At 72.2% G+C, this 20,831-nt stretch carries 17 protein-coding genes; 13 read left to right on the plus strand and 4 right to left on the minus strand.

Annotated features, from left to right (window positions below; all coding sequences use genetic code 11):
• Positions 1-27 precede the first annotated feature (27 nt).
• A complete protein-coding gene (locus ACFY01_RS09565) occupies positions 28-1,110 on the minus strand; it encodes a class I SAM-dependent methyltransferase (protein WP_390735104.1) in 1,083 nt (360 codons plus the stop codon).
• 133 nt (positions 1,111-1,243) lie between these two features.
• On the opposite strand from ACFY01_RS09565, the gene cobT reads away from it, so the two are divergent.
• The 3 genes from cobT (at position 1,244) to ACFY01_RS09580 (ending at position 4,912) form a co-directional block, all read left to right on the plus strand.
• A complete protein-coding gene (gene cobT / locus ACFY01_RS09570) occupies positions 1,244-2,338 on the plus strand; it encodes a nicotinate-nucleotide--dimethylbenzimidazole phosphoribosyltransferase (RefSeq protein WP_390735105.1) in 1,095 nt (364 codons plus the stop codon).
• 100 nt (positions 2,339-2,438) lie between these two features.
• The gene (locus ACFY01_RS09575) at positions 2,439-4,235 is read left to right on the plus strand and encodes a phosphatidylglycerol lysyltransferase domain-containing protein (RefSeq protein ID WP_390735106.1); all 1,797 of its coding nucleotides are present in this window, start codon (positions 2,439-2,441) and stop codon (positions 4,233-4,235) included.
• Entirely contained in the window at positions 4,232-4,912 is a 681-nt protein-coding gene (locus ACFY01_RS09580) for a hypothetical protein (protein ID WP_390735107.1), read from the plus strand. The genes ACFY01_RS09575 and ACFY01_RS09580 overlap by 4 nt, the downstream gene beginning before the upstream one ends.
• A 192-nt stretch (positions 4,913-5,104) precedes the next feature.
• On the opposite strand, the gene ACFY01_RS09585 is transcribed toward ACFY01_RS09580, so the two are convergent.
• A complete protein-coding gene (locus ACFY01_RS09585) occupies positions 5,105-5,872 on the minus strand; it encodes a hypothetical protein (RefSeq protein WP_390735108.1) in 768 nt (255 codons plus the stop codon).
• A gap of 60 nt (positions 5,873-5,932) precedes the next feature.
• Here ACFY01_RS09585 and ACFY01_RS09590 point away from each other — a divergent pair, with 60 nt between their 5' ends.
• The 10 genes from ACFY01_RS09590 (at position 5,933) to ACFY01_RS09635 (ending at position 19,694) form a co-directional block, all read left to right on the plus strand.
• Positions 5,933-6,739 (plus strand): adenosylcobinamide-GDP ribazoletransferase, encoded by an 807-nt coding sequence (locus tag ACFY01_RS09590; RefSeq protein ID WP_390735109.1) that lies wholly within the window; start codon positions 5,933-5,935, stop codon positions 6,737-6,739.
• 321 nt (positions 6,740-7,060) lie between these two features.
• On the plus strand, positions 7,061-8,596 hold the full coding sequence (locus tag ACFY01_RS09595; RefSeq protein WP_390735110.1) for a leucyl aminopeptidase: 1,536 nt from the start codon (positions 7,061-7,063) through the stop codon (positions 8,594-8,596).
• A 230-nt stretch (positions 8,597-8,826) separates the two neighbouring features.
• Positions 8,827-10,215 (plus strand): dihydrolipoyl dehydrogenase, encoded by a 1,389-nt coding sequence (lpdA, locus tag ACFY01_RS09600; protein ID WP_390735111.1) that lies wholly within the window; start codon positions 8,827-8,829, stop codon positions 10,213-10,215.
• 60 nt (positions 10,216-10,275) lie between these two features.
• Positions 10,276-12,126, plus strand: a complete 1,851-nt coding sequence (sucB, locus tag ACFY01_RS09605) for a 2-oxoglutarate dehydrogenase, E2 component, dihydrolipoamide succinyltransferase (protein WP_390735112.1) — start codon at positions 10,276-10,278, stop codon at positions 12,124-12,126.
• A gap of 201 nt (positions 12,127-12,327) precedes the next feature.
• Positions 12,328-12,951, plus strand: coding sequence for a GntR family transcriptional regulator (locus ACFY01_RS09610; protein ID WP_132850891.1), 624 nt, complete (start codon positions 12,328-12,330; stop codon positions 12,949-12,951).
• A 522-nt stretch (positions 12,952-13,473) separates the two neighbouring features.
• Positions 13,474-16,176 carry a pyruvate dehydrogenase (acetyl-transferring), homodimeric type gene (gene aceE, locus ACFY01_RS09615; protein WP_390735113.1) on the plus strand — a complete coding sequence of 901 codons (2,703 nt, stop codon included), beginning with the start codon at positions 13,474-13,476 and terminating at the stop codon, positions 16,174-16,176.
• 101 nt (positions 16,177-16,277) lie between these two features.
• Entirely contained in the window at positions 16,278-17,276 is a 999-nt protein-coding gene (locus tag ACFY01_RS09620; protein WP_390735114.1) for a helix-turn-helix transcriptional regulator, read from the plus strand.
• Between the two features lie 79 nt (positions 17,277-17,355).
• Positions 17,356-17,874 (plus strand): DUF4240 domain-containing protein, encoded by a 519-nt coding sequence (locus tag ACFY01_RS09625; RefSeq protein ID WP_390735282.1) that lies wholly within the window; start codon positions 17,356-17,358, stop codon positions 17,872-17,874.
• Positions 17,875-18,119: 245 nt separating this feature from the next.
• A complete protein-coding gene (locus ACFY01_RS09630; protein ID WP_390735115.1) occupies positions 18,120-18,971 on the plus strand; it encodes a helix-turn-helix domain-containing protein in 852 nt (283 codons plus the stop codon).
• A 156-nt stretch (positions 18,972-19,127) separates the two neighbouring features.
• The gene (locus tag ACFY01_RS09635; protein WP_390735116.1) at positions 19,128-19,694 is read left to right on the plus strand and encodes a hypothetical protein; all 567 of its coding nucleotides are present in this window, start codon (positions 19,128-19,130) and stop codon (positions 19,692-19,694) included.
• A gap of 374 nt (positions 19,695-20,068) precedes the next feature.
• On the opposite strand, the gene ACFY01_RS09640 is transcribed toward ACFY01_RS09635, so the two are convergent.
• Together ACFY01_RS09640 and ACFY01_RS09645 are read right to left on the minus strand one after the other, a co-directional pair.
• Positions 20,069-20,455 (minus strand): DUF397 domain-containing protein, encoded by a 387-nt coding sequence (locus tag ACFY01_RS09640; RefSeq protein WP_390735117.1) that lies wholly within the window; start codon positions 20,453-20,455, stop codon positions 20,069-20,071.
• 91 nt (positions 20,456-20,546) lie between these two features.
• Positions 20,547-20,729: a hypothetical protein gene (locus ACFY01_RS09645; protein ID WP_390735283.1), complete on the minus strand. Its 183-nt coding sequence runs from the start codon at positions 20,727-20,729 to the stop codon at positions 20,547-20,549.
• Positions 20,730-20,831 lie beyond the last annotated feature (102 nt).

A 20,831-nucleotide genomic window follows, 5' to 3' on the forward strand; every position in this document is an offset into this window, starting at 1 on the left:
GGCACCGACGCCGGCTGCTGCCGAGGCCTACGGTCTGTCCTTGCGGGCGATGAGGCGGTAGGCGTTCGAGAAGCGGGTGCGGCGCAGGAGGGGGGCCAGGGCGCGGTCCAGGAGGGCTGCCGCGTCGGCCAGGGGGCTGGTGGCTCCCAGGAGCACGGAGCGGAGCGCCTGTTGGAGTTCGCTCGGCGGGGTCGTCCGCCACGGGGCGTCCGGGGCCGGGAAGGCCTGGCCGAGGGCGAGGGCGACGGCGGCCGAGAGGTCGTAGGGGATGTGCGGGGCCCTGCGGTCCGTCAGGAGGACCGTGCAGCCGCGGGATTGCAGTTCCGTGCGGAGGTTGGCCAGGGGCATCAGGTGGACGCGGCGGGGCTGGCCCTGGGGCAGCCACCACTTGCCGAGGAGGACGGCGAAGACGCTGTGCGGGTCGGTCGTCTCCACCAGCAGGTGCCCGCCGGGGCGCAGCGCGGCGAGCGCGGCGTGGAGTTCGGCCCGCGGGTCGGGGGTGTGCTCCAGGTGGTGGAACATGCTGACGACGTCGTAGCGGGCGCGCAGGCGGGCGAGGACGCCGGGGGTGGTGAGGTGGCCCCGGTGGGCCTCCTCGATCCATCCGGCCCGGCGGGCCTCCTCGACGCGGGGGGTGGTGTCGACCCCGTCGAAGGAGGTGTACGGGAAGAGTTCCCGGGCCGTCCGCGGGAAGTGGGCGCGGCCGGTGCCGACGTCCAGCCAGCTCTCCGGTTCGGGTTGCAGCGCCAGGACGGCGTTCGCCGCGTGCCGGTGGCGCCGGTGGCCGCAGTGGGCGGCGAGGAGGCGTTCCGCGAAGTCCTCCAGGTGCCCGTCGTGGATGTCCCCGTGGTGGAAGGCGAGCCCTTCGGCCGTGAGCCGGGGGTTCTGGAAGGCGTGCCCGCAGTCCCGGCACTGGTCGAGGACGAACGTGCCCGGCTTGCGTTGGAGGAGGTCGGGGCCGCGCAGACGGGTGCGCAGGCGTTTCGAGCGGCACCACGGGCAGTCGTCGCGGCGCGGACCGGTGAACCGGTCGGTGCCCAGGGCCAGTTCGGCGGCGTACATGGCCCGGTGCCGTTCGATGGCGGCCAGGGTGGGTGGCGAGGGCTGCATGGACGGCTCCCTGTGCGACATTCCGCTGCAAAGCGGAACGTATGGGATGCCGATCTTGGGTGCAAAGACATCGTGGCTGTGTGGTGGCGATGTGGCGCGGAACTGTTCGATCGCTGCCGGTACTGTTCGGCGAATGAGCTCGCTTAATCTCGACGACTTCACCGATCTGATCGAGCGTCCGGACGGGGGCGTGCGCCGTGACGCCGAGGCCCGCCGGGAGCGTCAGATCGTGCCGCCCGGGTCCCTGGGGCGCCTCGACGACCTGGGTGAGTGGTTGGCCGCCGCACAGGGGGCCGTGCCGGTACGGCCGGTCGAACAGCCGCGGGTCGTGCTCTTCGCCGGTGACCACGGCGTCGCGGAACTGGGCGTCTCGGCCCGCCCCGCGGGCACGGCCGACCAGTTGGTCCGGGCGGTCCTGGAGGGCGCCAGCCCGGCGGCGGTGCTCGCGCGCAGGCTGGGTGTGCCGGTGCGGGTGGTGGACATGGCGCTGGACTGCGATCCGGAGTCGCTGCCGGCGGAGGTCGTACGGCACCGGGTGCGGCGCGGCAGCGGTCGTATCGACGTCGAGGACGCGCTGACCGCCGAGGAGGCCGAGGCGGCGTTCCGGGCGGGTGTCGCCGTGGCCGACGAGGAGGCCGACTCCGGTACGGATCTGGTGGTGCTCGGTGATGTGAGCGTCGGCGGGACCACGGCGGCCTCCGTGCTGGTGGCCGCGCTGTGCGGGACGGACGCGTCGGTGGTGACCGGGCGGGGCGGCCGGGCGATCGACGACCTGGCGTGGATGCGCAAGTGCGCCGCGATCCGGGACGCGCTGCGCCGGGCGCGGCCGGTGCTCGGCGACCAGTTGCAGTTGCTGGCGACCGTGGGCGGGGCCGATCTCGCGGCGATGACCGGGTTCCTGTTGCAGGCCGCGGTGCGCAAGCTGCCGGTGATCCTGGACGGAGTGGTGGCGTCCGCGTGTGCGCTGGTCGGGCAGCGGGTCGCGTTCCGGGCGCCCGACTGGTGGCTGGCCGGGCACGACAGCGGGGAGCCGGGGCAGGCGAAGGCGCTGGACCGGATGGCCCTGGAGCCGCTGCTGGAGCAGGGGGTGACCGTGGGCGAGGGGGCCGGGGCGCTGCTCGCGCTGCCGCTGGTCCAGGCGGCGGCCGCGCTGGCGGCGGAGCTGCCCGAGCGGGAGCCGGAGGAGCCGGAGCAGTCCGAGAAGCCACAGGAGTCCGAGCCGGAGTAAGCCGAGAGGCAGGAGTCAGCGGAGGCGGAGCAGTCGTACGAGCGGGCGGTCTGGCCGGAAAAGCGTGGTTCGCCGGAGCGGCGCCATATGATCCTGGCTTATGGGAGATGCCCGAATTGCCGCGGATCTGGAAGCCGCCGGGGACCGGCCGGGCGGGAGCGGGCGGCGGTCGACCGGGGCGTCCCGGCGGGCCGCCGCCCTCGCCGTCTGGTACCTGCGCGCCGTCGCCTTCATCAACTTCCTGAGCGCCGTGTGGGTCTCCCTGGGCCAGGACGTCAGGCGCCACAACCAGGAGAACTACTTCACGCCGTACCTGCTGACGGCCGGCTTCGCCTCGGGCGTCTTCACGACGTTCCTGGCCATCACCATGCGCCGCCGCAAGCGGGCCGCGTGGATCCTGAACCTGGTGCTCAGCGGCCTGTTCCTGGCCCTGTTCGCGTTCGCCATGGCGTTCCCGGAGATCCAGCGGTACGCACAGAACTGGATCTCCCTGTTCCTCACGGCCGCCTTCGTCGGCGCGCTGCTGCTGGGGCGCCGGGAGTTCTACGCCAAGGGCGACCGCTCCAACCCCAGGCTCGCCGTCATGGTCGCCGTCGGCGGCGGGCTGGTCGCCTCGCTGCTGGCCGCGCTGCTGGTCACGGCCGCCAACCAGGCCCCGGACGCCGCGAGGTCGACGTTCCCTGAGCGCTGGCACTACGGGACGCTGCGGCTGATCTCGGTCGCCGCCGACGAGACGCGGTTCCCGGGGATCTCCTCCCCGAACTGGGCCAACGTCGCCGTCAACGTGATGAGCACGGTCCTGGTCCTGGCCGTGTTCTACGCCGCGTTCCGCTCCCGGCGCGCCGTCGACCCGATCACCGAGGACGACGAGAAGCGGCTGCGGGCGCTGCTGGAGAGGCACGGCGAGCGGGACTCGCTCGGCTATTTCGCGCTGCGCCGGGAGAAGAGCGTGGTGTGGTCGCCGACCGGGAAGGCGGCGGTGGCCTACCGGGTGGTGGGCGGGGTGGCGCTGGCCTCCGGGGACCCGATCGGCGACCCGGAGGCGTGGCCGGGGGCGATCGTGCCGTGGCTGGCCCAGGCCCGGGAGCACGGCTGGATCCCGGCCGTGATGGGCACGAGCGAGGAGGCGGGCACCGTGTACGCGCGGCACGGGCTGGACGCGCTGGAACTCGGTGACGAGGCGATCGTGGAGGTCGCCGAGTTCACGTTGGAGGGACGGGCCATGCGGACCGTCCGGCAGGCGTACAACCGGGTGAAGCGGGCCGGGTACACGGTGCGCATCCGGCGGCACGCGGACATCCCGGCCGGAGAGATGGCGTACCTCGTGCAGCGGGCGGACGACTGGCGCGACGGGGCCACCGAGCGCGGGTTCAGCATGGCGCTGGGCCGGCTCGGGGACCCGCGGGACGGGCAGTGCGTGATGCTGGAGTGCACGGACGCCCAGGGCGGCCTGCGGGCGCTGCTGTCCTTCGTGCCCTGGGGGCCGCACGGGCTGTCCCTGGACCTCATGCGCCGTGACCGGGACTCCGACAACGGGCTGATGGAGTTCATGGTCATCGAACTGCTGCGCCGGGCCGCGGAGATCGGGATCACGCAGGTTTCGCTCAACTTCGCGATGTTCCGTTCCGTCTTCGAACGTGGCGCCCGCCTCGGCGCCGGGCCGGTGCTGAGGCTGTGGCGGTCGCTGCTCAGCTTCTTCTCGCGCTGGTGGCAGATCGAGTCGCTGTACCGCGCCAACGCCAAGTACCGGCCCATCTGGGAGCCCAGGTTCCTGCTCTTCGAGAAGAGCGCGGACCTGCCGCGCATCGGCCTCGCGTCGGCGCGGGCGGAGGGGTTCCTGGAGGCGCCGGGGCTGCCGAAGTGGCTGCACCGCAAGCACCTGGAGACGCATAGATGAGTCCGCTCGTCCGCTGGGCCCGCGCCGAATGGGGGCTGCTGTACGCCACCGTGCGTGAGCCGCTGCTGGAGCGGCGCCTGCGGGCGATCCCGATGACGGCCGGGGTGGTGTGTCTGACGGCGGTGGTGCAGCTGGTGCAGAACCAGCCCTGGGGCTACCGGCCGGTGCAGGCCCTGGGGGCCGTACGGGCCGCGGACCCCCTGTGGCTGGCGTTGCTGCGGACTCCGCTGTCCCTGTTCGTGCCGGCGCTGGACCTGCCGGTGTGGGGGGCGCTCGTGCAGATCCTGCTCGTGTTCGGCATCGCCGAGATCTGCCTCGGCCGCCGGCGGACGCTGGCCATCGCGTACGTGGCCACGCTCGCCGGCACCTGGTACGCGCGCGTCGGCAGCGCCCTGGGCCCGCACCACCCGCTGGGCCTGCCGGTGACGGACGCCCAGGTCGTCGACACCGGCCCGTCGGCGGCCGTGGTGGGCCTCGCCGTGTACCTGGGCCGGCGGTACGGCGCCCACGTCACCGCGAGCGGCGTGGCCGCGGCGATGCTGGCCGAGGTCCTGGTCAAGGACAACCTCGCGGGAAAGGAACACCTGGCGGCCCTGGCGGGCGTGGCACTGCTGTGCGCGGCGGAAACCCTGCGGGAGCGCCAGCGCCGGCCGGTCGCACTCGACGGCGTCGGGTAGGGTCTGCCGCCTCTCCAGCCCTGACCACCAGACGGGGCCACCTCCACCGGCAGCGCGGCGGAAAGCCCGCGCGAGCCTCACCGCCGACCCGCCACGCTCGACGGTGCCGGATCCGGCATGCCACCGATCCAGCCCTGAACCACCAGACGGGGCCACCTCCACCGGCAGCGCGGCGGAAAGCCCGCGGGAGCGTCAACGCCCACCCGTCGCACTCGACGGCGTGGGGTCCGGCTTGCCGCCGATCCAGTCCTGAACGGCCAGTCCGGTACGCAGCCAGCGGCGGTCGTGCCGGTAGGCGCGCAGCAGGGACCGCGCGCGGGCGCGGGCGCGGTGGCGGTAGAAGCGGCGGGCCCAGTACGAGCCGGGCCGGGCCAGGCGTACCGCGCCGACCAGGGCGACGAGCGGGACGATCACGCCGAAGATCGCGGTGCGGAGTTTGCCCTTGGTCAGGGCGACCAGGGAGAGGACGAAGTTGCCGGCGACGGTGGAGATGACGGTGCCGCGGTCCTGGAGTTCGTCCCGGGAGAGGTCGTTCACGCCGAACGGGGCGAAGCCGACGAGGACCAGGCCGACCAGGGCGGCGGTGAGGACGACGGCCTCGACGCTCTGGCGGCCCTCCTCGGTCCAGTAGACGTCGTGGAGGTGCAGGATCAGCGCGAACTCGTCCAGGACGAGCCCCGCGCCGATGCCGAAGACGACCGCGAAGAGTCCCCCGCCGAAGCCGTTGCGGCCGCCGGCGACGGCCCCGAAACCGCCGATGACCGTGAGGACGACGCCGGGCACCACGTGGTGGATGTGCAACCCGCCCGCCCCCGTGACATTGCCGAACGGCCCTTTGCCCGCCCGGATCATACGGGTGATCACGCGCGTGATCACGAAGGTGAGGACGAAGGCGCCGAGGGCGAGGAGCAGCGGGAGCTTGCCCGGTTCGACGACGTTCCGCCACCACCAATGTCCCATATGCGAACTTTAGTCTCGGGGCCCGTACGGGCCCGCCCGGCCGCCCGGTAACCTGCGCCGGTGCCCGAGCCCTCTGCCACCTCCTCCCCCGCCCCCTGGCCGGACGGCCTGCGCTTCGCCTTCGGCACCCTCACCGTCCTCCCGGTCCGGGTCACCCGCTGGGACCGGGGGGCGGCCCGCGGCGGCATGCTGTGCGCCCCGCTGGCCGGTCTGGTGGTCGGCGGGTGCGCGGCCACGCTCGGCGTGCTGCTGCTCGTCCTCGGCGCCGGCCCGCTGCTCGCCGCCGTCGCCACCGCGGCCGTGCCCGCCGCGCTGACCCGGGGCCTGCACCTCGACGGGCTGGCCGACACCGCGGACGGGCTGGGCAGCGGCAAGCCCGCCGAGGACGCGCTGCGGATCATGAAGCAGTCGGACATCGGGCCGTTCGGCGTGCTCACGCTGGTGCTCGTGCTCCTGGCCCAAGTGGCCACGCTGGCCCAGGCGTACGGCGGCTCGTGGGCCCGGGGCGCGCTCGCCGCCGTCGTCTCGGCGACGGCCGCCCGGCTGGCGCTGACCCTCGCCGCCCGCGCCGGGGTGCCGGCCGCCCGGCCGGAGGGGCTGGGGGCGGCGGTCGCCGGAGTGGTGCCCACGGGCGGCGCGTCGGCCGTCGCGGCCGGGGTGGTGGCGGCGGCCGGAGCGGGGGGCGCCTGCCTCGGCGCGTACGACGCCGTACGCGCCGCCCTCGCAGTGGTGGCCGCCGTGGCCGCCGCCGAACTCCTGCTGCGCCACTGCACGCGCCGCTTCGGCGGGGTCACCGGCGATGTGTTCGGGGGGCTCGCGGAGACCGCGGCGACGACGGCCCTCGTGGTGCTCAGCCTGGGCCGCTGACGCCTGCCCGGCGGGTCACGCCGCGGACACCGGGCTGGGCACGCTCACCAGCACCGATGAGGCACCGCCCACGTCCCGCAGCTCTGGCCGCCGGCCCCTCCGTGGCCGGCGGATCGCCCGCCGGAGGGCGACGACTGGACGGCCACGGCAATGAGCGAACGCGACGACGCGCGTAGGCTCGTCCCGGGTGTTCGCCGACAGGGTGAAGGCCCCGGTCGCAACGCGCCACCAGGCCGGATCTAGGGTGGTCGCTTCCCGGGCCCGGTCGACCCACCCACATCGGCCAACGAAACTTCACATCGGAAGCGAGAATTCACCACCGTGACTGCTCTCACTCTCAGCACCGCCGCGGCGCCCGGCCTCCGGGCCGACGCGATCGTGATCGGTGTCGCCAAGGGCGCCAAGGGCCCCGTCGTCGCCCCGGGCGCCGAGGCCGTGGACAAGGCCTACGACGGCAAGCTCGCCGGCGTCCTGGAGACCCTCGGCGCCTCGGGTGCCGAGGGCGAGCTGACGAAGCTGCCCGCCCCGGCCGGCTTCAAGACGCCGCTCGTCGTGGCGGTGGGCCTGGGGTCGGAGCCGGTCAAGGACGCCTGGTACGACGCCGAGGCGCTGCGCCGGGCCGCCGGCGTGGCCGCCCGCGCCCTCGGCGGAGCCAAGAAGGCCGCCTTCGCACTGCCCGTCGGCGACAGCGGCGACGTCGGCGCGATCGCGGAGGGCGTGCTGCTCGGCGCGTACTCCTTCGACGCGTACAAGGAGAACGGCAAGGACGACCGCTCCGCGAAGGCGAAGAACGGCAAGGGCCCGCTCGCCGAGGCCGCGCTGCTCGGCGCCAAGCCGCGGGACGCCGCCCACAAGGGTGCCGTGGCGCGCGCCCTCGCCGTCGCCGAGGAGCTCAACCGGGCCCGTGACCTGATCAACATGCCGCCGAACGACCTGACCCCCCAGGCGTTCGCCCAGGTCGCGCAGACCGCGGCCAAGGAGCACGGCCTCAAGGTGCAGGTGCTCGACGAGAAGGCCCTGACCAGGGGCGGCTACGGCGGCATCCTGGGCGTCGGCGGCGGCTCTGCGGCGACCCCCCGCCTGGTGAAGCTGTCGTACACGAACTCCAAGGCGAAGAAGCACCTCGCCCTCGTCGGCAAGGGCATCACGTACGACTCGGGCGGCATCTCGCTCAAGCCCGCCGGTCACAACGAGACGATGAAGTGCGACATGAGCGGTGCCGCCGCCGTGTTCGCCGCCGTCGTCGCCGCCGCCCGGCTCGGCCTCGAGGTCAACGTCACCGGCTGGCTGGCACTCGCCGAGAACATGCCCTCGGGCACCGCGGTCCGCCCCGGGGACGTGCTGCGCATGTACAGCGGCAAGACCGTCGAGGTCCTCAACACCGACGCCGAGGGCCGCCTGGTCCTCGCCGACGCGCTGTGGGCGGCCTCGCTGGAGAAGCCGGACGCGATCGTCGACGTGGCGACGCTGACCGGTGCGATGGTGCTGGCGCTGGGCAGCCGCACCTTCGGTGTCATGGCCAACGACGACGCGTTCCGCACGGCGATCGTCGAGGCCGCCGAGGAGGTCGGCGAGGCGTCCTGGCCGATGCCGCTGCCGGAGCACCTGCGCAAGGGCATGGACTCCCCCACCGCCGACATCGCCAACATGGGCGAGCGGATGGGCGGCGGGCTGGTCGCCGGTCTCTTCCTGCGCGAGTTCGTCGGCGACGGCATCACCTGGGCCCACCTCGACATCGCCGGCCCGGCCTTCAACGAGGGCGGCCCCTTCGGTTACACGCCCAAGGGCGGCACGGGCTCGGGCGTCCGGACGCTGGTGCGGCTTGCCGAGCTGACGGCTGCCGGCGACTTGGGCTGAGTTCGCACACCCCCTGGGGGCTGCGCCCGCGAGGGTGCAGCCCCTTCTCACATCCGAACGTGGGACGTCTCACACACCGGCCCCGCGTCTCGAACTCAAGCGACAAGTGCGAAGATGGGGCACGGCAGGACAGGGCCCCCACCACAGGGCCGAAGAAAGAGCGGCCGGACACCAGCCGCCGCCCGGTCAACGCTGACCGGCGTACGGCGCACATGCATGGAGGACGTGACGTGGCGAACGACGCCAGCACCGTTTTCGACCTAGTGATCCTCGGCGGTGGTAGTGGCGGTTACGCCGCGGCCCTGCGCGGGGCGCAGCTGGGCCTGGACGTCGCCCTGATCGAGAAGGACAAGGTCGGCGGCACCTGCCTGCACCGGGGTTGCATCCCCACCAAGGCCCTGCTGCACGCGGGCGAGATCGCCGACCAGGCCCGCGAGAGCGAGCAGTTCGGCGTCAAGGCCACCTTCGAGGGCATCGACGTCCCCGCCGTCCACAAGTACAAGGACGGTGTCATCTCCGGCCTGTACAAGGGTCTGCAGGGTCTGATCGCCTCCCGCAAGGTGACCTACATCGAGGGTGAGGGCCGCCTGTCCTCCCCCACCTCCGTCGACGTGGGCGGCCGGCGCGTCCAGGGCCGTCACGTCCTGCTGGCGACCGGCTCCGTGCCGAAGTCGCTGCCGGGCCTGGAGATCGACGGCGACCGGATCATCTCCTCCGACCACGCCCTGGTCCTGGACCGCGTGCCCAAGTCCGCGATCATCCTGGGCGGCGGTGTCATCGGCGTCGAGTTCGCCTCGGCGTGGAAGTCCTTCGGCTCGGACGTCACGGTCATCGAGGGCCTGAAGCACCTCGTCCCGGTCGAGGACGAGAACTCCTCCAAGCTTCTTGAGCGCGCCTTCCGCAAGCGCGGCATCAAGTTCAACCTGGGCACCTTCTTCCAGAAGGCCGAGTACACCCAGGACGGCGTCAAGGTCACCCTCGCCGACGGCAAGGAGTTCGAGGCGGAGGTCCTCCTCGTCGCCGTCGGCCGCGGCCCGGTCTCGCAGGGTCTGGGCTACGAGGAGCAGGGCGTCGCGATGGACCGCGGTTACGTCCTGGTCGACGAGTACATGCGGACGAACGTCCCGACCATCTCCGCCGTCGGTGACCTGGTCCCCACGCTCCAGCTCGCGCACGTCGGCTTCGCCGAGGGCATCCTGGTGGCGGAGCGTCTGGCCGGTCTGAAGGCCGTGCCGATCGACTACGACGGTGTCCCGCGGGTGACCTACTGCCACCCGGAGGTCGCCTCCGTCGGCATCACCGAGGCCAAGGCCAAGGAGATCTACGGTGCGGACAAGGTCGTCGCTCTGAAGTACAACCTGGCGGGCAACGGCAAGAGCAAGATCCTGAACACCTCGGGCGAGATCAAGCTCGTCCAGGTCAAGGACGGCGCCGTGGTCGGCGTCCACATGGTCGGCGACCGCATGGGCGAGCAGGTCGGCGAGGCCCAGCTGATCTACAACTGGGAGGCGCTGCCGGCCGAGGTCGCCCAGCTCATCCACGCCCACCCGACGCAGAACGAGGCGCTCGGCGAGGCCCACCTGGCCCTCGCGGGCAAGCCCCTGCACTCGCACGACTGACCCCTCGGTCGACGAAGCGACGACACAGACTTCCGCAACTCGTAAGGAGCAACCGAAACCATGGCGGTTTCCGTAACCCTTCCGGCGCTCGGCGAGAGCGTCACCGAGGGCACTGTCACCCGCTGGCTGAAGGCCGAGGGTGAACGCGTCGAGGCCGACGAGCCGCTGCTCGAGGTCTCGACCGACAAGGTCGACACCGAGATCCCCTCGCCCGCCGCCGGTGTGCTGGCCTCCATCAAGGTCGCCGAGGACGAGACCGTCGAGGTGGGCGCCGAGCTGGCCGTCATCGACGACGGCACCGGAGCCCCCGCGGCCGCCCCGGCCCCCGCCGCCGAGGCCGCCCCGGCCGCCGCGCCGGCGCCGACCCCCACGGCCGCCCCGGCCGCACAGACCCCGGCCGCCCCCTCCACGGAGCAGGCCGCCCCGGCCCCGGCCCCGACCGCGGAGGCCACCGCCGGTGCCTCCGGCGCCCAGGGCACGGACGTGGTCCTGCCCGCGCTCGGTGAGTCCGTCACCGAGGGCACCGTCACCCGCTGGCTGAAGGAGGTCGGCGAGTCCGTCGAGGCCGACGAGCCGCTGCTCGAGGTCTCCACGGACAAGGTCGACACCGAGATCCCGGCGCCCACCTCCGGTGTGCTGCTGGAGATCGTGGTCGGCGAGGACGAGACCGCCGAGGTCGGCGCCAAGCTCGCCGTCATCGGCGCCCCGGGTGCCGCCCCGGCCGCCGCTCCGGCTCCGGCCGCCCCGGCCCCGGCGCCCGCCGCCGAGGCCCCGGCGCCCGCGCCCGCGCCCGCCCCCGCCGCTCCGGCTCCCGCGCCCGCCCCGGCCCCGCAGGCGCCCACGGCTCCGGCCCCGCAGCAGGTGACCACCCCGGCCCCCGAGCCGGTGCCGTCCGCTCCGGCGCCCGCCCCGGCTCCGGCCCCGGTCACGCCGGCCACCGCGCCGACCTCCCCGACCGCCACCCAGGCGACCGACGAGGGCGCGTACGTCACCCCGCTGGTGCGCAAGCTCGCCGCCGAGAACGGCGTCGACCTGGCCACCGTCAAGGGCACCGGCGTCGGCGGCCGCATCCGCAAGCAGGACGTCATCGCCGCCGCCGAGGCCGCGAAGGCCGCCGCCGCTGCCCCGGCGCCCGCCGCCGCTGCCGCTCCGGCCGCCACGAAGAAGGCCCCGGCGCTGGAGGTCTCCCCCCTGCGCGGCCAGACCGTCAAGATGCCCCGCATCCGCAAGGTCATCGGCGACAACATGGTCAAGGCGCTGCACGAGCAGGCCCAGCTGTCGTCGGTCGTCGAGGTCGACGTCACGCGCCTGATGCGGCTGCGCGCCCAGGCCAAGGACTCGTTCGCCGCGCGCGAGGGCGTCAAGCTCTCCCCGATGCCGTTCTTCGTGAAGGCGGCGGCCCAGGCGCTGAAGGCCCACCCGGTCATCAACGCCAAGATCAACGAGGCCGAGGGCACGATCACCTACTTCGACTCCGAGAACGTCGGAATCGCGGTGGACTCCGAGAAGGGCCTGATGACCCCGGTCATCAAGCACGCGGGCGACCTCAACATCGCCGGTATCGCCAAGGCCACGGCCGAGCTCGCGGGCAAGGTCCGGGCCAACAAGATCACCCCGGACGAGCTGTCCGGCGCGACCTTCACCATCTCCAACACCGGTTCGCGTGGCGCGCTGTTCGACACGATCATCGTGCCGCCGGGCCAGGTCGCGATCCTCGGCATCGGTGCCACGGTCAAGCGTCCGGCCGTCATCGAGACCGAGGAGGGCACGGTCATCGGCGTCCGCGACATGACCTACCTGACCCTCTCCTACGACCACCGTCTGGTGGACGGCGCCGACGCGGCCCGTTACCTGACGGCGGTCAAGGCGATCCTGGAGGCGGGCGAGTTCGAGGTCGAGCTCGGCCTCTGACGCCCTGAGCAGGCAGCACCGCACCCCGTCCGGATCTTTCCGGGCGGGGTGTTCGTGTTTGTCGGGGTGCTCACCGTGTAAGGCTCGTCTCACCTGCGCAAAAGCGCCCCCGTGCGCCCCTCCCGAGGACCGAACCCGCCGTATTGTCTAAACGTCAAAGCCCCCGGGGGCCGCAGGACGGCCCCTCCCTAAGGAGCCCCCATGACCGCGCCCGTCGTCCACTCGCTGCGCGAGCAGATCCGCGAGCACATCGTGGAGGGAATCGTCAGCGGGCGCTGGCAGCCGGGCGAGCGCATCGTGGAGCGGCGGATCGCCACCGAGCTGGAGGTGAGCCAGACCCCGGTCCGGGAGGCCCTGCGCGAGCTGGAGTCCCTGCGCCTGATCGAGTCCGCACCGAACAAGGGCGTACGGGTGCGGAACCTGACGGCGGCCGACCTGGAGGAGAGCTACCCGGTGCGGGCCGGCCTGGAGGCCATCGCGGCGGAGCTGGCGGCCGGCCGGCTCGCGGAGGACTGCTCGGCCCTGGAGCCGCATGTCATCGCGCTCTACGAGGCCGACCGCAACGCCGACGGCACGGGCCAGGTCCGCCACACCGTGGGCTTCCACCGGGAACTCGTCCGCGCGGCGGGCAACTCGGTGCTGCTGCACACCTGGGAGGGCCTGGGCATCGAGGTGTTCACCGCCCTCTCCATCCGCTGGCTGGGCACGGTCCAGCAGTCGTACGCGGAGGAGCACGAGGAACTGGTGCAGGCCTTCAAGCGCCGCGACCCACGCATCGCGGAACTGGTGAAGGCCCACGTCCTGGGCTGCGCCCCGCGCGCCTGACCAGCTCCCGCCCCGGGGCGCTGTCCGCGGCCCTCCGCCGGCCACCCACCGCACCGCGCCACACCCCGCGCCGCGCGGAACCGGAACAAGACCCACATCCTGGCCTGCGCCCCGGCGCCCGACCACCTCCGGCACCACGAAACACTCCGCGCCCGAACACCGCGCTCCGCCCCATCCCCTACCCCCACCACCCCGGCACCGGCGAAGATCCACACCTCGGCCCATATAGCGCCCCGGGCCGAACCGCCGCCGAACAGCAGAGCGCACCCCCGCTCAAACGCCGCCCGACCTGCGAAAACGCCACCCCGGGCACGACACTCGGTGCCCCCGCCGGAGGCACCCCGTGCCGACTTTCTCGTAATCAAGAGGTTTTGCCCCTCAACCCTTTGATCGATCATCGATCAGGGGGTTAAAGTCACCGACGGACCTCTACCGGGGTCCCTCCGCCCTGTCCTGCCAAAGACCAAGGGCACCCCCAACAACTCTCACAGGGAACCCCCTTCGACTGAGGAAGGCGGCGACATGACCGACCCCAACGCCATCCAGCCGAGCGCGCTCGACCAGCTCCCGGACCGCGACCCGGAGGAGACCGCCGAATGGCAGGCCTCCCTGGACGCCGTCGCCAGGGAGGCCGGGCCGCACCGCGCCGCGTACCTGATGCGGCGCACGCTGGAGCGCGCCGAGGCGGGCGGCATCGCGCTGCCGAAGCTTCTCGAGACCGACTACGTCAACACCATCCCCACCTCCGCCGAGCCGGGCCTGCCCGGCGACCCGGAGATGGAGGCCCGCATCACCGCGTGGAACCGCTGGAACGCGGCCGCCATGGTGACCCGCGGCAGCAAGCACGGCGTCGGCGGCCACATCGCCACCTTCGCCTCCGCGGCCTGGCTGTACGAGACCGGCTTCAACCACTTCTTCAGGGGCAAGGAGGCCGACGGCTCGGGCGACCAGCTCTACATCCAGGGCCACGCCTCCCCCGGCATCTACGCCCGTGCCTTCCTCGACGGCCGGCTCAGCGAGCACCACCTCGACAACTTCCGCCAGGAGGCCGGCGGCAACGGCCTGCCCTCCTACCCGCACCCGCGCCGTCTGCCCTGGCTGTGGGAGTTCCCGACGGTGTCGATGGGCCTCGGCCCGCTCTCCGCGATCTACCAGGCCCGCTTCAACCGCTATCTCACGGCGCGCGGCATCAAGGACGTCTCCTCCTCGCACGTCTGGGCCTTCCTCGGCGACGGCGAGATGGACGAGCCGGAGTCGACCGCGGCGCTCGCGCTCGCCTCCCGCGAGGGTCTGGACAACCTGACCTTCGTCATCAACTGCAACCTCCAGCGCCTCGACGGCCCGGTCCGCGCGAACTTCAAGATCGTGCAGGAGCTGGAGGCCCAGTTCCGCGGCGCCGGCTGGAACGTCGTCAAGACCCTGTGGGGCTCCGCCTGGGACGAGCTGTTCGCCCTCGACACCACGGGTGCGCTCGTACGCCGCCTGCGCCAGGTACCGGACGCGCAGGTCCAGACGTACCAGACCCGCGACGCCGCCTACATCCGCCAGGACTTCTTCGGCGCCGACCCGGCGCTCGTGGAGATGGCGAAGCTGCTGAGCGACGACAAGATCCTCGAGTGTTTCCACCTCTCGCGCGGTGGTCACGAGGCCCGCAAGGTCTACGCCGCGTACAAGGCCGCCGTCGAGCACAAGGGCGCGCCGACCGTGATCCTGGCCCAGACGGTCAAGGGCCACACCCTCGGCCAGGGCTTCGCGTCGAAGAACGCCAACCACCAGATGAAGAAGCTGTCGGTGGACGAGTTCAAGGCGATGCGCGACCTGCTCGAACTGCCGATCAAGGACAGCGACTTCACCGACGGCGTGGTCCCCTACGGCCACCCGGGCGCCGACTCCCCCGAGGTCCGCTACCTCCAGGAGCGCCGCGCGGCCCTCGGCGGCCCGGCCCCGGCCCGCCGCGTCCACCCCGTCGCCCCGCTGCCCGCCCCCGCCGAGAAGGCCTTCGCCTCCTTCGACAAGGGCTCCGGTTCCCAGAACGTGGCGACGACGATGGCCTTCGTCCGCCTCGTCAAGGACCTGGTCCGCGACAAGGAGACGGGCAGGCGCTGGGTGCCGATCGTCCCGGACGAGGCCCGGACCTTCGGCATGGAGTCGCTCTTCCCCTCCCTCGGCATCTACTCGCCGAAGGGCCAGACGTACGAGCCGGTCGACCGCGACCAGCTGATGTACTACAAGGAGGCCAAGAACGGCCAGATCCTCAACGAGGGGATCACCGAGGCCGGTTCGATGGCCGACTTCATCGCCGCGTCGACCGCGTACGCGACGCACGGCGAGGCGATGATCCCGTTCTACATCTTCTACTCGATGTTCGGCTGGCAGCGCACCGCCGACCAGATGTGGCAGCTCGGCGACCAGCTCGGCCGCGGCTTCCTCGTCGGCGCCACGGCCGGCCGTACGACGCTGACGGGCGAGGGCCTCCAGCACGCCGACGGCCACTCCCCGGTGATCGCCGCGACGAACCCGGCGGCGCTGACGTACGACCCGGCGTTCGCGTACGAGGTCGCGGCGATCGTCAAGGACGGTCTGCGCCGGATGTACGGCGAGGCGGCCCCGGGCGAGGACCAGAACGTCTTCTACTACCTGACCGTCTACAACGAGCCGCTGCCGCAGCCCGCCAAGCCGTCGGGCCTCGGCATCGACGAGGGCATCGTCAAGGGTCTGTACCGCTTCAACACCGCGGAGTCCGCGGGCATCACCCCGCCCGCCAACGCCCCGCGCATCCAGCTGCTGGGTTCCGGCACGGCGATCCACTGGGCGCTGAAGGCGCAGCGGCTGCTCGCCGACGAGTGGGGCGTGGCCGCCGACGTCTGGTCGGCCACCTCCTGGACGGAGCTGCGCCGCGACGCCCTGGAGGCCGACGCGGCCCTGCTGCGCGGCGAGGAGCGGGTGCCGTACGTCCGCCAGGCGCTGCACGGCGCCGAGGGCCCGGTGCTCGCGGTCTCCGACTACATGCGCCAGGTCCCCGACCAGATCGCGCAGTGGGTCGAGCAGGACTGGTCCTCGCTGGGCGCCGACGGCTTCGGCCTCTCGGACACCCGTGAGGCGGCCCGCCGTCACTTCGGCGTCGACGCGGAGTCGATCGTCGTCGCGGCCCTGGCCCAGCTGGCCAAGCGCGGCGAGATCAAGGCGACCGCGGTGAAGGAAGCGCGGGAGAAGTACGGCCTGTAGTGGCTCAGGACTGAGGGAAGGGGCACGGCGTCGCGCCGTGCCCCTTCGTCGTCGGTGCCGTCGTCGGTGCCGCTGTCAGTGGTGCCCGGCATCATGAACGTATGCGCGCCGCCCGCCTGATCAAGATGGTGCTCCTGCTCCAGTCCCGCCCCTCCATGACCGCCGCGGAGCTCGCGCGCGAGCTGGAGGTGTCGGAGCGCACGGTCACCCGGGACGCGCAGGCGCTGTCGGAGGCGGGGGTGCCGGTGTACGCGGACCGGGGCCGGGCCGGGGGCTACCGGCTGATCGGCGGCTACCGGACCCGGCTGACCGGTCTGGCCCGCACCGAGGCGGAGGCGCTGTTCCTGTCCGGCGTGCCGGGGGCGCTGCGCGAGATGGGCCTGGAGGACGTCGCCTCGGCGGCCCACCTGAAGGTGTCCGCCGCCCTGCTCCCCTCCTTCCGTGACGCCCCGCGCACGGCGGCCCAGCGCTTCCACCTGGACGCGCCGGCCTGGTTCCGCGAGCCGGAGACGCCCGCGCTGCTTCCCGCGGTCGCCCAGGCGGTGTGGGACGACCGTCGCGTGACGGCCCGCTACCGCCGGGACAGTACGGAGGTGGAGCGGGAGCTGGAGCCGTACGGGCTGGTGCTGAAGGCGGGGGTCTGGTACCTGTGCGCGCGGGTCCCGGAGGCGGGCGGCGCCTGCCGGACGTACCGCACGTACCGCATGGACCGCTTCACGGCCGTCACGGTCTCGTCGGCCCGCTTCCACCGGGACGAGGACTTCGACCTGCCGGGCCACTGGGCGGAGCGGGCGGAGGGCTTCGCCCGTTCGATCCTGCGGGCGGAGGTGATCGTCCGGCTGTCGGCGGAGGGGGTGCGGAAGCTGCCGTACGCGGTCGACCCGGTGTCCGCGAGGGACGCGACGGAGGCGGCGGGCGAGGTGGGCGAGGTGGACGCCGACGGCTGGGTGACCCTGACCCTGCGGGTGGAGTCCGAGGAGGTCGCGCACACGCAGCTCACGGCCCTCGGCCCGGAGGTGGAGGTACTGGCACCTCAGTCACTGCGGGCACGCTTCGCGCGGGACGCGATACGACTGGCGTCGCTGTACTCCTCCCCATGACGTTTCTCCCCATAACGATCCGACGATCCGCCGCACTCCACGTGCGCCCCTGTGCCTGAGGGCCGATGCTGGACCCGTGATGGACGAGATGGAGTTCTGGGAGCTGGTGGACGCCACCCGCGAGGCCGCCGAGGGCGATCCCGAGGAGCAGGCCGACGTGCTCGTGGACCGGCTTCTCCAGCTTGACCCGGACATGATCCTGGACTTCGCCCGTCACTTCGAGGCCCGCTACAACCGCGCGTACACCTGGGACCTGTGGGGCGCCGCCTGGGTGCTCCTGGACGGGGCGAGCGACGACGCGTTCGACTTCTTCCGCTGCTGGCTGATCGGCCAGGGCCGCGAGATCTACGAGGGCGCGGTGCACGCCCCGGACTCCCTGGCCGAGCTCCTGGACGACTTCGACGAGGAGATCGACGGCGACGGCGAGGAACTGGGCTACGCCGCGGACGAGGCGTACGAACAGCTCACCGGCACGGTCGCCCCCGACCTCGGCATCGCCCCGGCCCCGGCGGAGCCGGAGGGCACCCCGGTCGACTTCGAGAACGAGTCGGCCCTCGCGGAGCGTTACCCCCGTCTCTGGGCCCGCTTCAAGGAGTGACCTGATCCGCCTCTCGCCCCCCGTTTCCCGTGCGCCGGCCCAGCGGCCGGACACACCGTCAGAAACCGTTGACAAGGGGCGTGTTCCCCGTTTTGGGTGCGCTGGGGGTACGCTGGGGCCAATTCCCCCGGACCGCCAGGTGGCGAGTCGCGCCGGAGCAGGTTGCCACCTGGCAGGTTGCTCGTGGCAGACTGCCACGTGGCAGTCCTCAGTCACCCTCGAAAAGAATCGGGACCGGCGAGGAGATGACATCGAAAGATCCCGCACTGGAACGGCGCAGGGTGCGACTCGCTCTGCGCACTTTTCGCAATGACGCACAGCTCAGCCAGCCCGACGTGGCCGAACGGCTGTCCTGGTCGCCGTCCAAGGTGATCCGTATCGAGGGCGGCTCGGTCGGGGTGTCGGTGACGGACCTGCGCGCCCTCCTCGATCTCTACGGTGTGCGGGACGAGGAGACGCGGCGCCGGCTGGAGGACGCGACCCGCGCGAGCCGGCGGCCCCCGTGGTGGGGCGGATACCGGGATGTCGTGGGCCCGCAGTTCGCCGTGTACCTCGGTTTCGAGAGCGCGGCGAGCGTGCTGTCCGCCTACGACCCGACGTTCGTCCCCGGTCTGCTCCAGACCGAGCAGTACACTCGCGCCCTGCTGGACGGCCGTCAGCCGGAGGCCAGGGCCGACGCGATCGTGCGGCTGCGCGCCGAGCGGCAGCGGCGGTTGCTCCGCGAGTCCGCCGAACCACGGCTGAGGTTCCTGGTCGACGAGGCGGCACTGCGGCGCTGGATCGGCGGACCGGAGACCATGCGCGCACAACTGGAACAGCTGAAGTCCGCCGCTCGTCTCCCCCATGTGGACCTGAGTGTCGTGCCCTTCACCCTGGGCGCCCACGCCGTGCTGCGCAACGGCGCGATCGCGCTCACTTTCAACGACGGCGATGACGTCCTCTTCGTGGAGGGCCCGAACGGCGCACTGACGACACGCGACGACCAGGAGGCCGTCGTCGACTACCTGGAGAAGTTCGAGAAGTCCCGCACCGACGCCGAGTCCGGCGACGATGCGATCGCCTTCATCGACGAGGTGCTGGAGCAGTACCCGTCATAGCAGGAGCTTTCCCCCGTTCTGGCGACAGTCGGGAAGAGATCGGAGAGGCCCGTGGCGGGTGTCTTCAGGCGGATACGGCAGAGGCGGGCACTGGACGGTGCCCGCCCGGGCACTCCTGTGCCCGGACCCGCCTCGCCGACGGCTGAGCGGACGGACGTGACCGCGGCGGCAGGCACGAACACTTCGGCGGATCCGGGCGGGACCGCGGACCCGGCCACGGTCTCGCCCGAGCCCGGTGACGCGCTGGAGCCGATCCAGCCGACCGTGATCATCTCCCCGCCCCCGGCCGAGGTGGCCTCGCCCCGGGACGTCCTGATGGACCGGCCCATGACGTTCTTCGACTGGGTGGCCTACGTCTCGCACACGATCCTGAACTCGGACTCGGCCCTGAAGAGGTTCCTCAAGGTCGTCAAGGGCCTCGCCCTCATATCCGGAGGGCTGATCCTGGGCATATGGCTGGCGGCCATCGTCCTGTACGCCATAGTCCACGCGATCGCCCCAGGGAACACCCCCTCGCTGCGCACGCTCATGCTGAGCGTCTTCGGCACCGGCGGCTTGGGCACGCTCGTCCTGGTCTACCGGCGAATACGCAGGTGGATCAGAAACCGTCAGACGGCCCCCACCACTCCGACTGCTCCAACTACCCCGGCTACTCCGACGACCGGAACCCGTCCCCAAGAGCCCGAGCCGCCAACTGCGGAAACCGGCGGGCAGCGGCCGTAGTCCCCCGGTCGAGCAGCAGGCCCGCGAGACCCGCCACCGTCGCACCGACCGCCGCCCACACCCAGGGGCGCAGCGTCGGTGTCACCGCGAGGGAGAGCAGAACACCCGCCAGCGTGGCCGTACCCCCGGAGAGTACGAAGCAGACGACGACCACGACGACCAGTGGCAGCAACGGACGCGGGCCGGCCCTGTCCACGTTCCCAGTGGGAAGCGACGTCCCCGTGGAATCCCCCGTGGAATCCCCCATCTCGCCCCCAGGCAGCTGTTTTGGACTCCGGTAATGGTCCGGAACTCGTCTCACTGCTCGGCCCAATCGAACCACAGGAACCCCCCGTCCCGGATTTCACCCTGAGCCCATGGCCGGAAGTCGCCCATCACACCGGCCCTCCCAGGGTTGTACCGCATAACGCGCGCAGAAACTCCCGCCAGGCCGGGGCTTCGAAGGCGACGACGTGTCCCTTCGGACGATGCGACTCACGCACCCGAACTCCCCCGTCCGTCAGGGCGACTTCCACGCACTCGACCGGATCGCAAGCACTGCTTTTGCGCCAGTCGAGCCCGAGCAGGTCACCATCGCCCACCCTGACTCCCTCGCACCACAAGGTCGACGACCGTGCGGACCGAGGCTGCGCCTCGCCTGGAAACCCCCCGTATTCCCTGCGGCTGTCGGCCCGCGCACCGTAGCGCAGGCGCGGAAGCCCTCGCAGGACGACAGCGGGAGTGGCCAGTGCGCGGCACGAACCCGACCGCCGGTCACTCACTTCTGTCCTACTTTTGTCCCGAAAGGTTAGGCTCTCCGGAGCCGTGCGCCAAGTTGCAAACAAGCCCGATTGCCGTACGGGGCAAGGGACTTCACGCCGCCGTGGTGCGCCGGCGGCTGCTGTCCGACGGAAGGTACGCCTGCGTCCGGTCGGCCTTCACCGCGTGGTACAGCGGCGCCTTGTTGGCCTGGTCGAGCGCGGACGCCGTGACGGCGGCCGGGCCGAGGACGACCGTGGCGACGGCGCAGACGACGGTCCAGGCACTCTTCTTCATATCGGTGCTCACTTGATCCCCACCTTCGGTCAGTGCGTACCCCTGACGCTATGGCGCCCCGCTCAGCGGGATCAGTGAGCCGCCTACGAGGAACCTGTGAGC

This window comes from Streptomyces sp. NPDC001480, assembly GCF_042894725.1.
GTDB lineage: Bacteria > Actinomycetota > Actinomycetes > Streptomycetales > Streptomycetaceae > Streptomyces.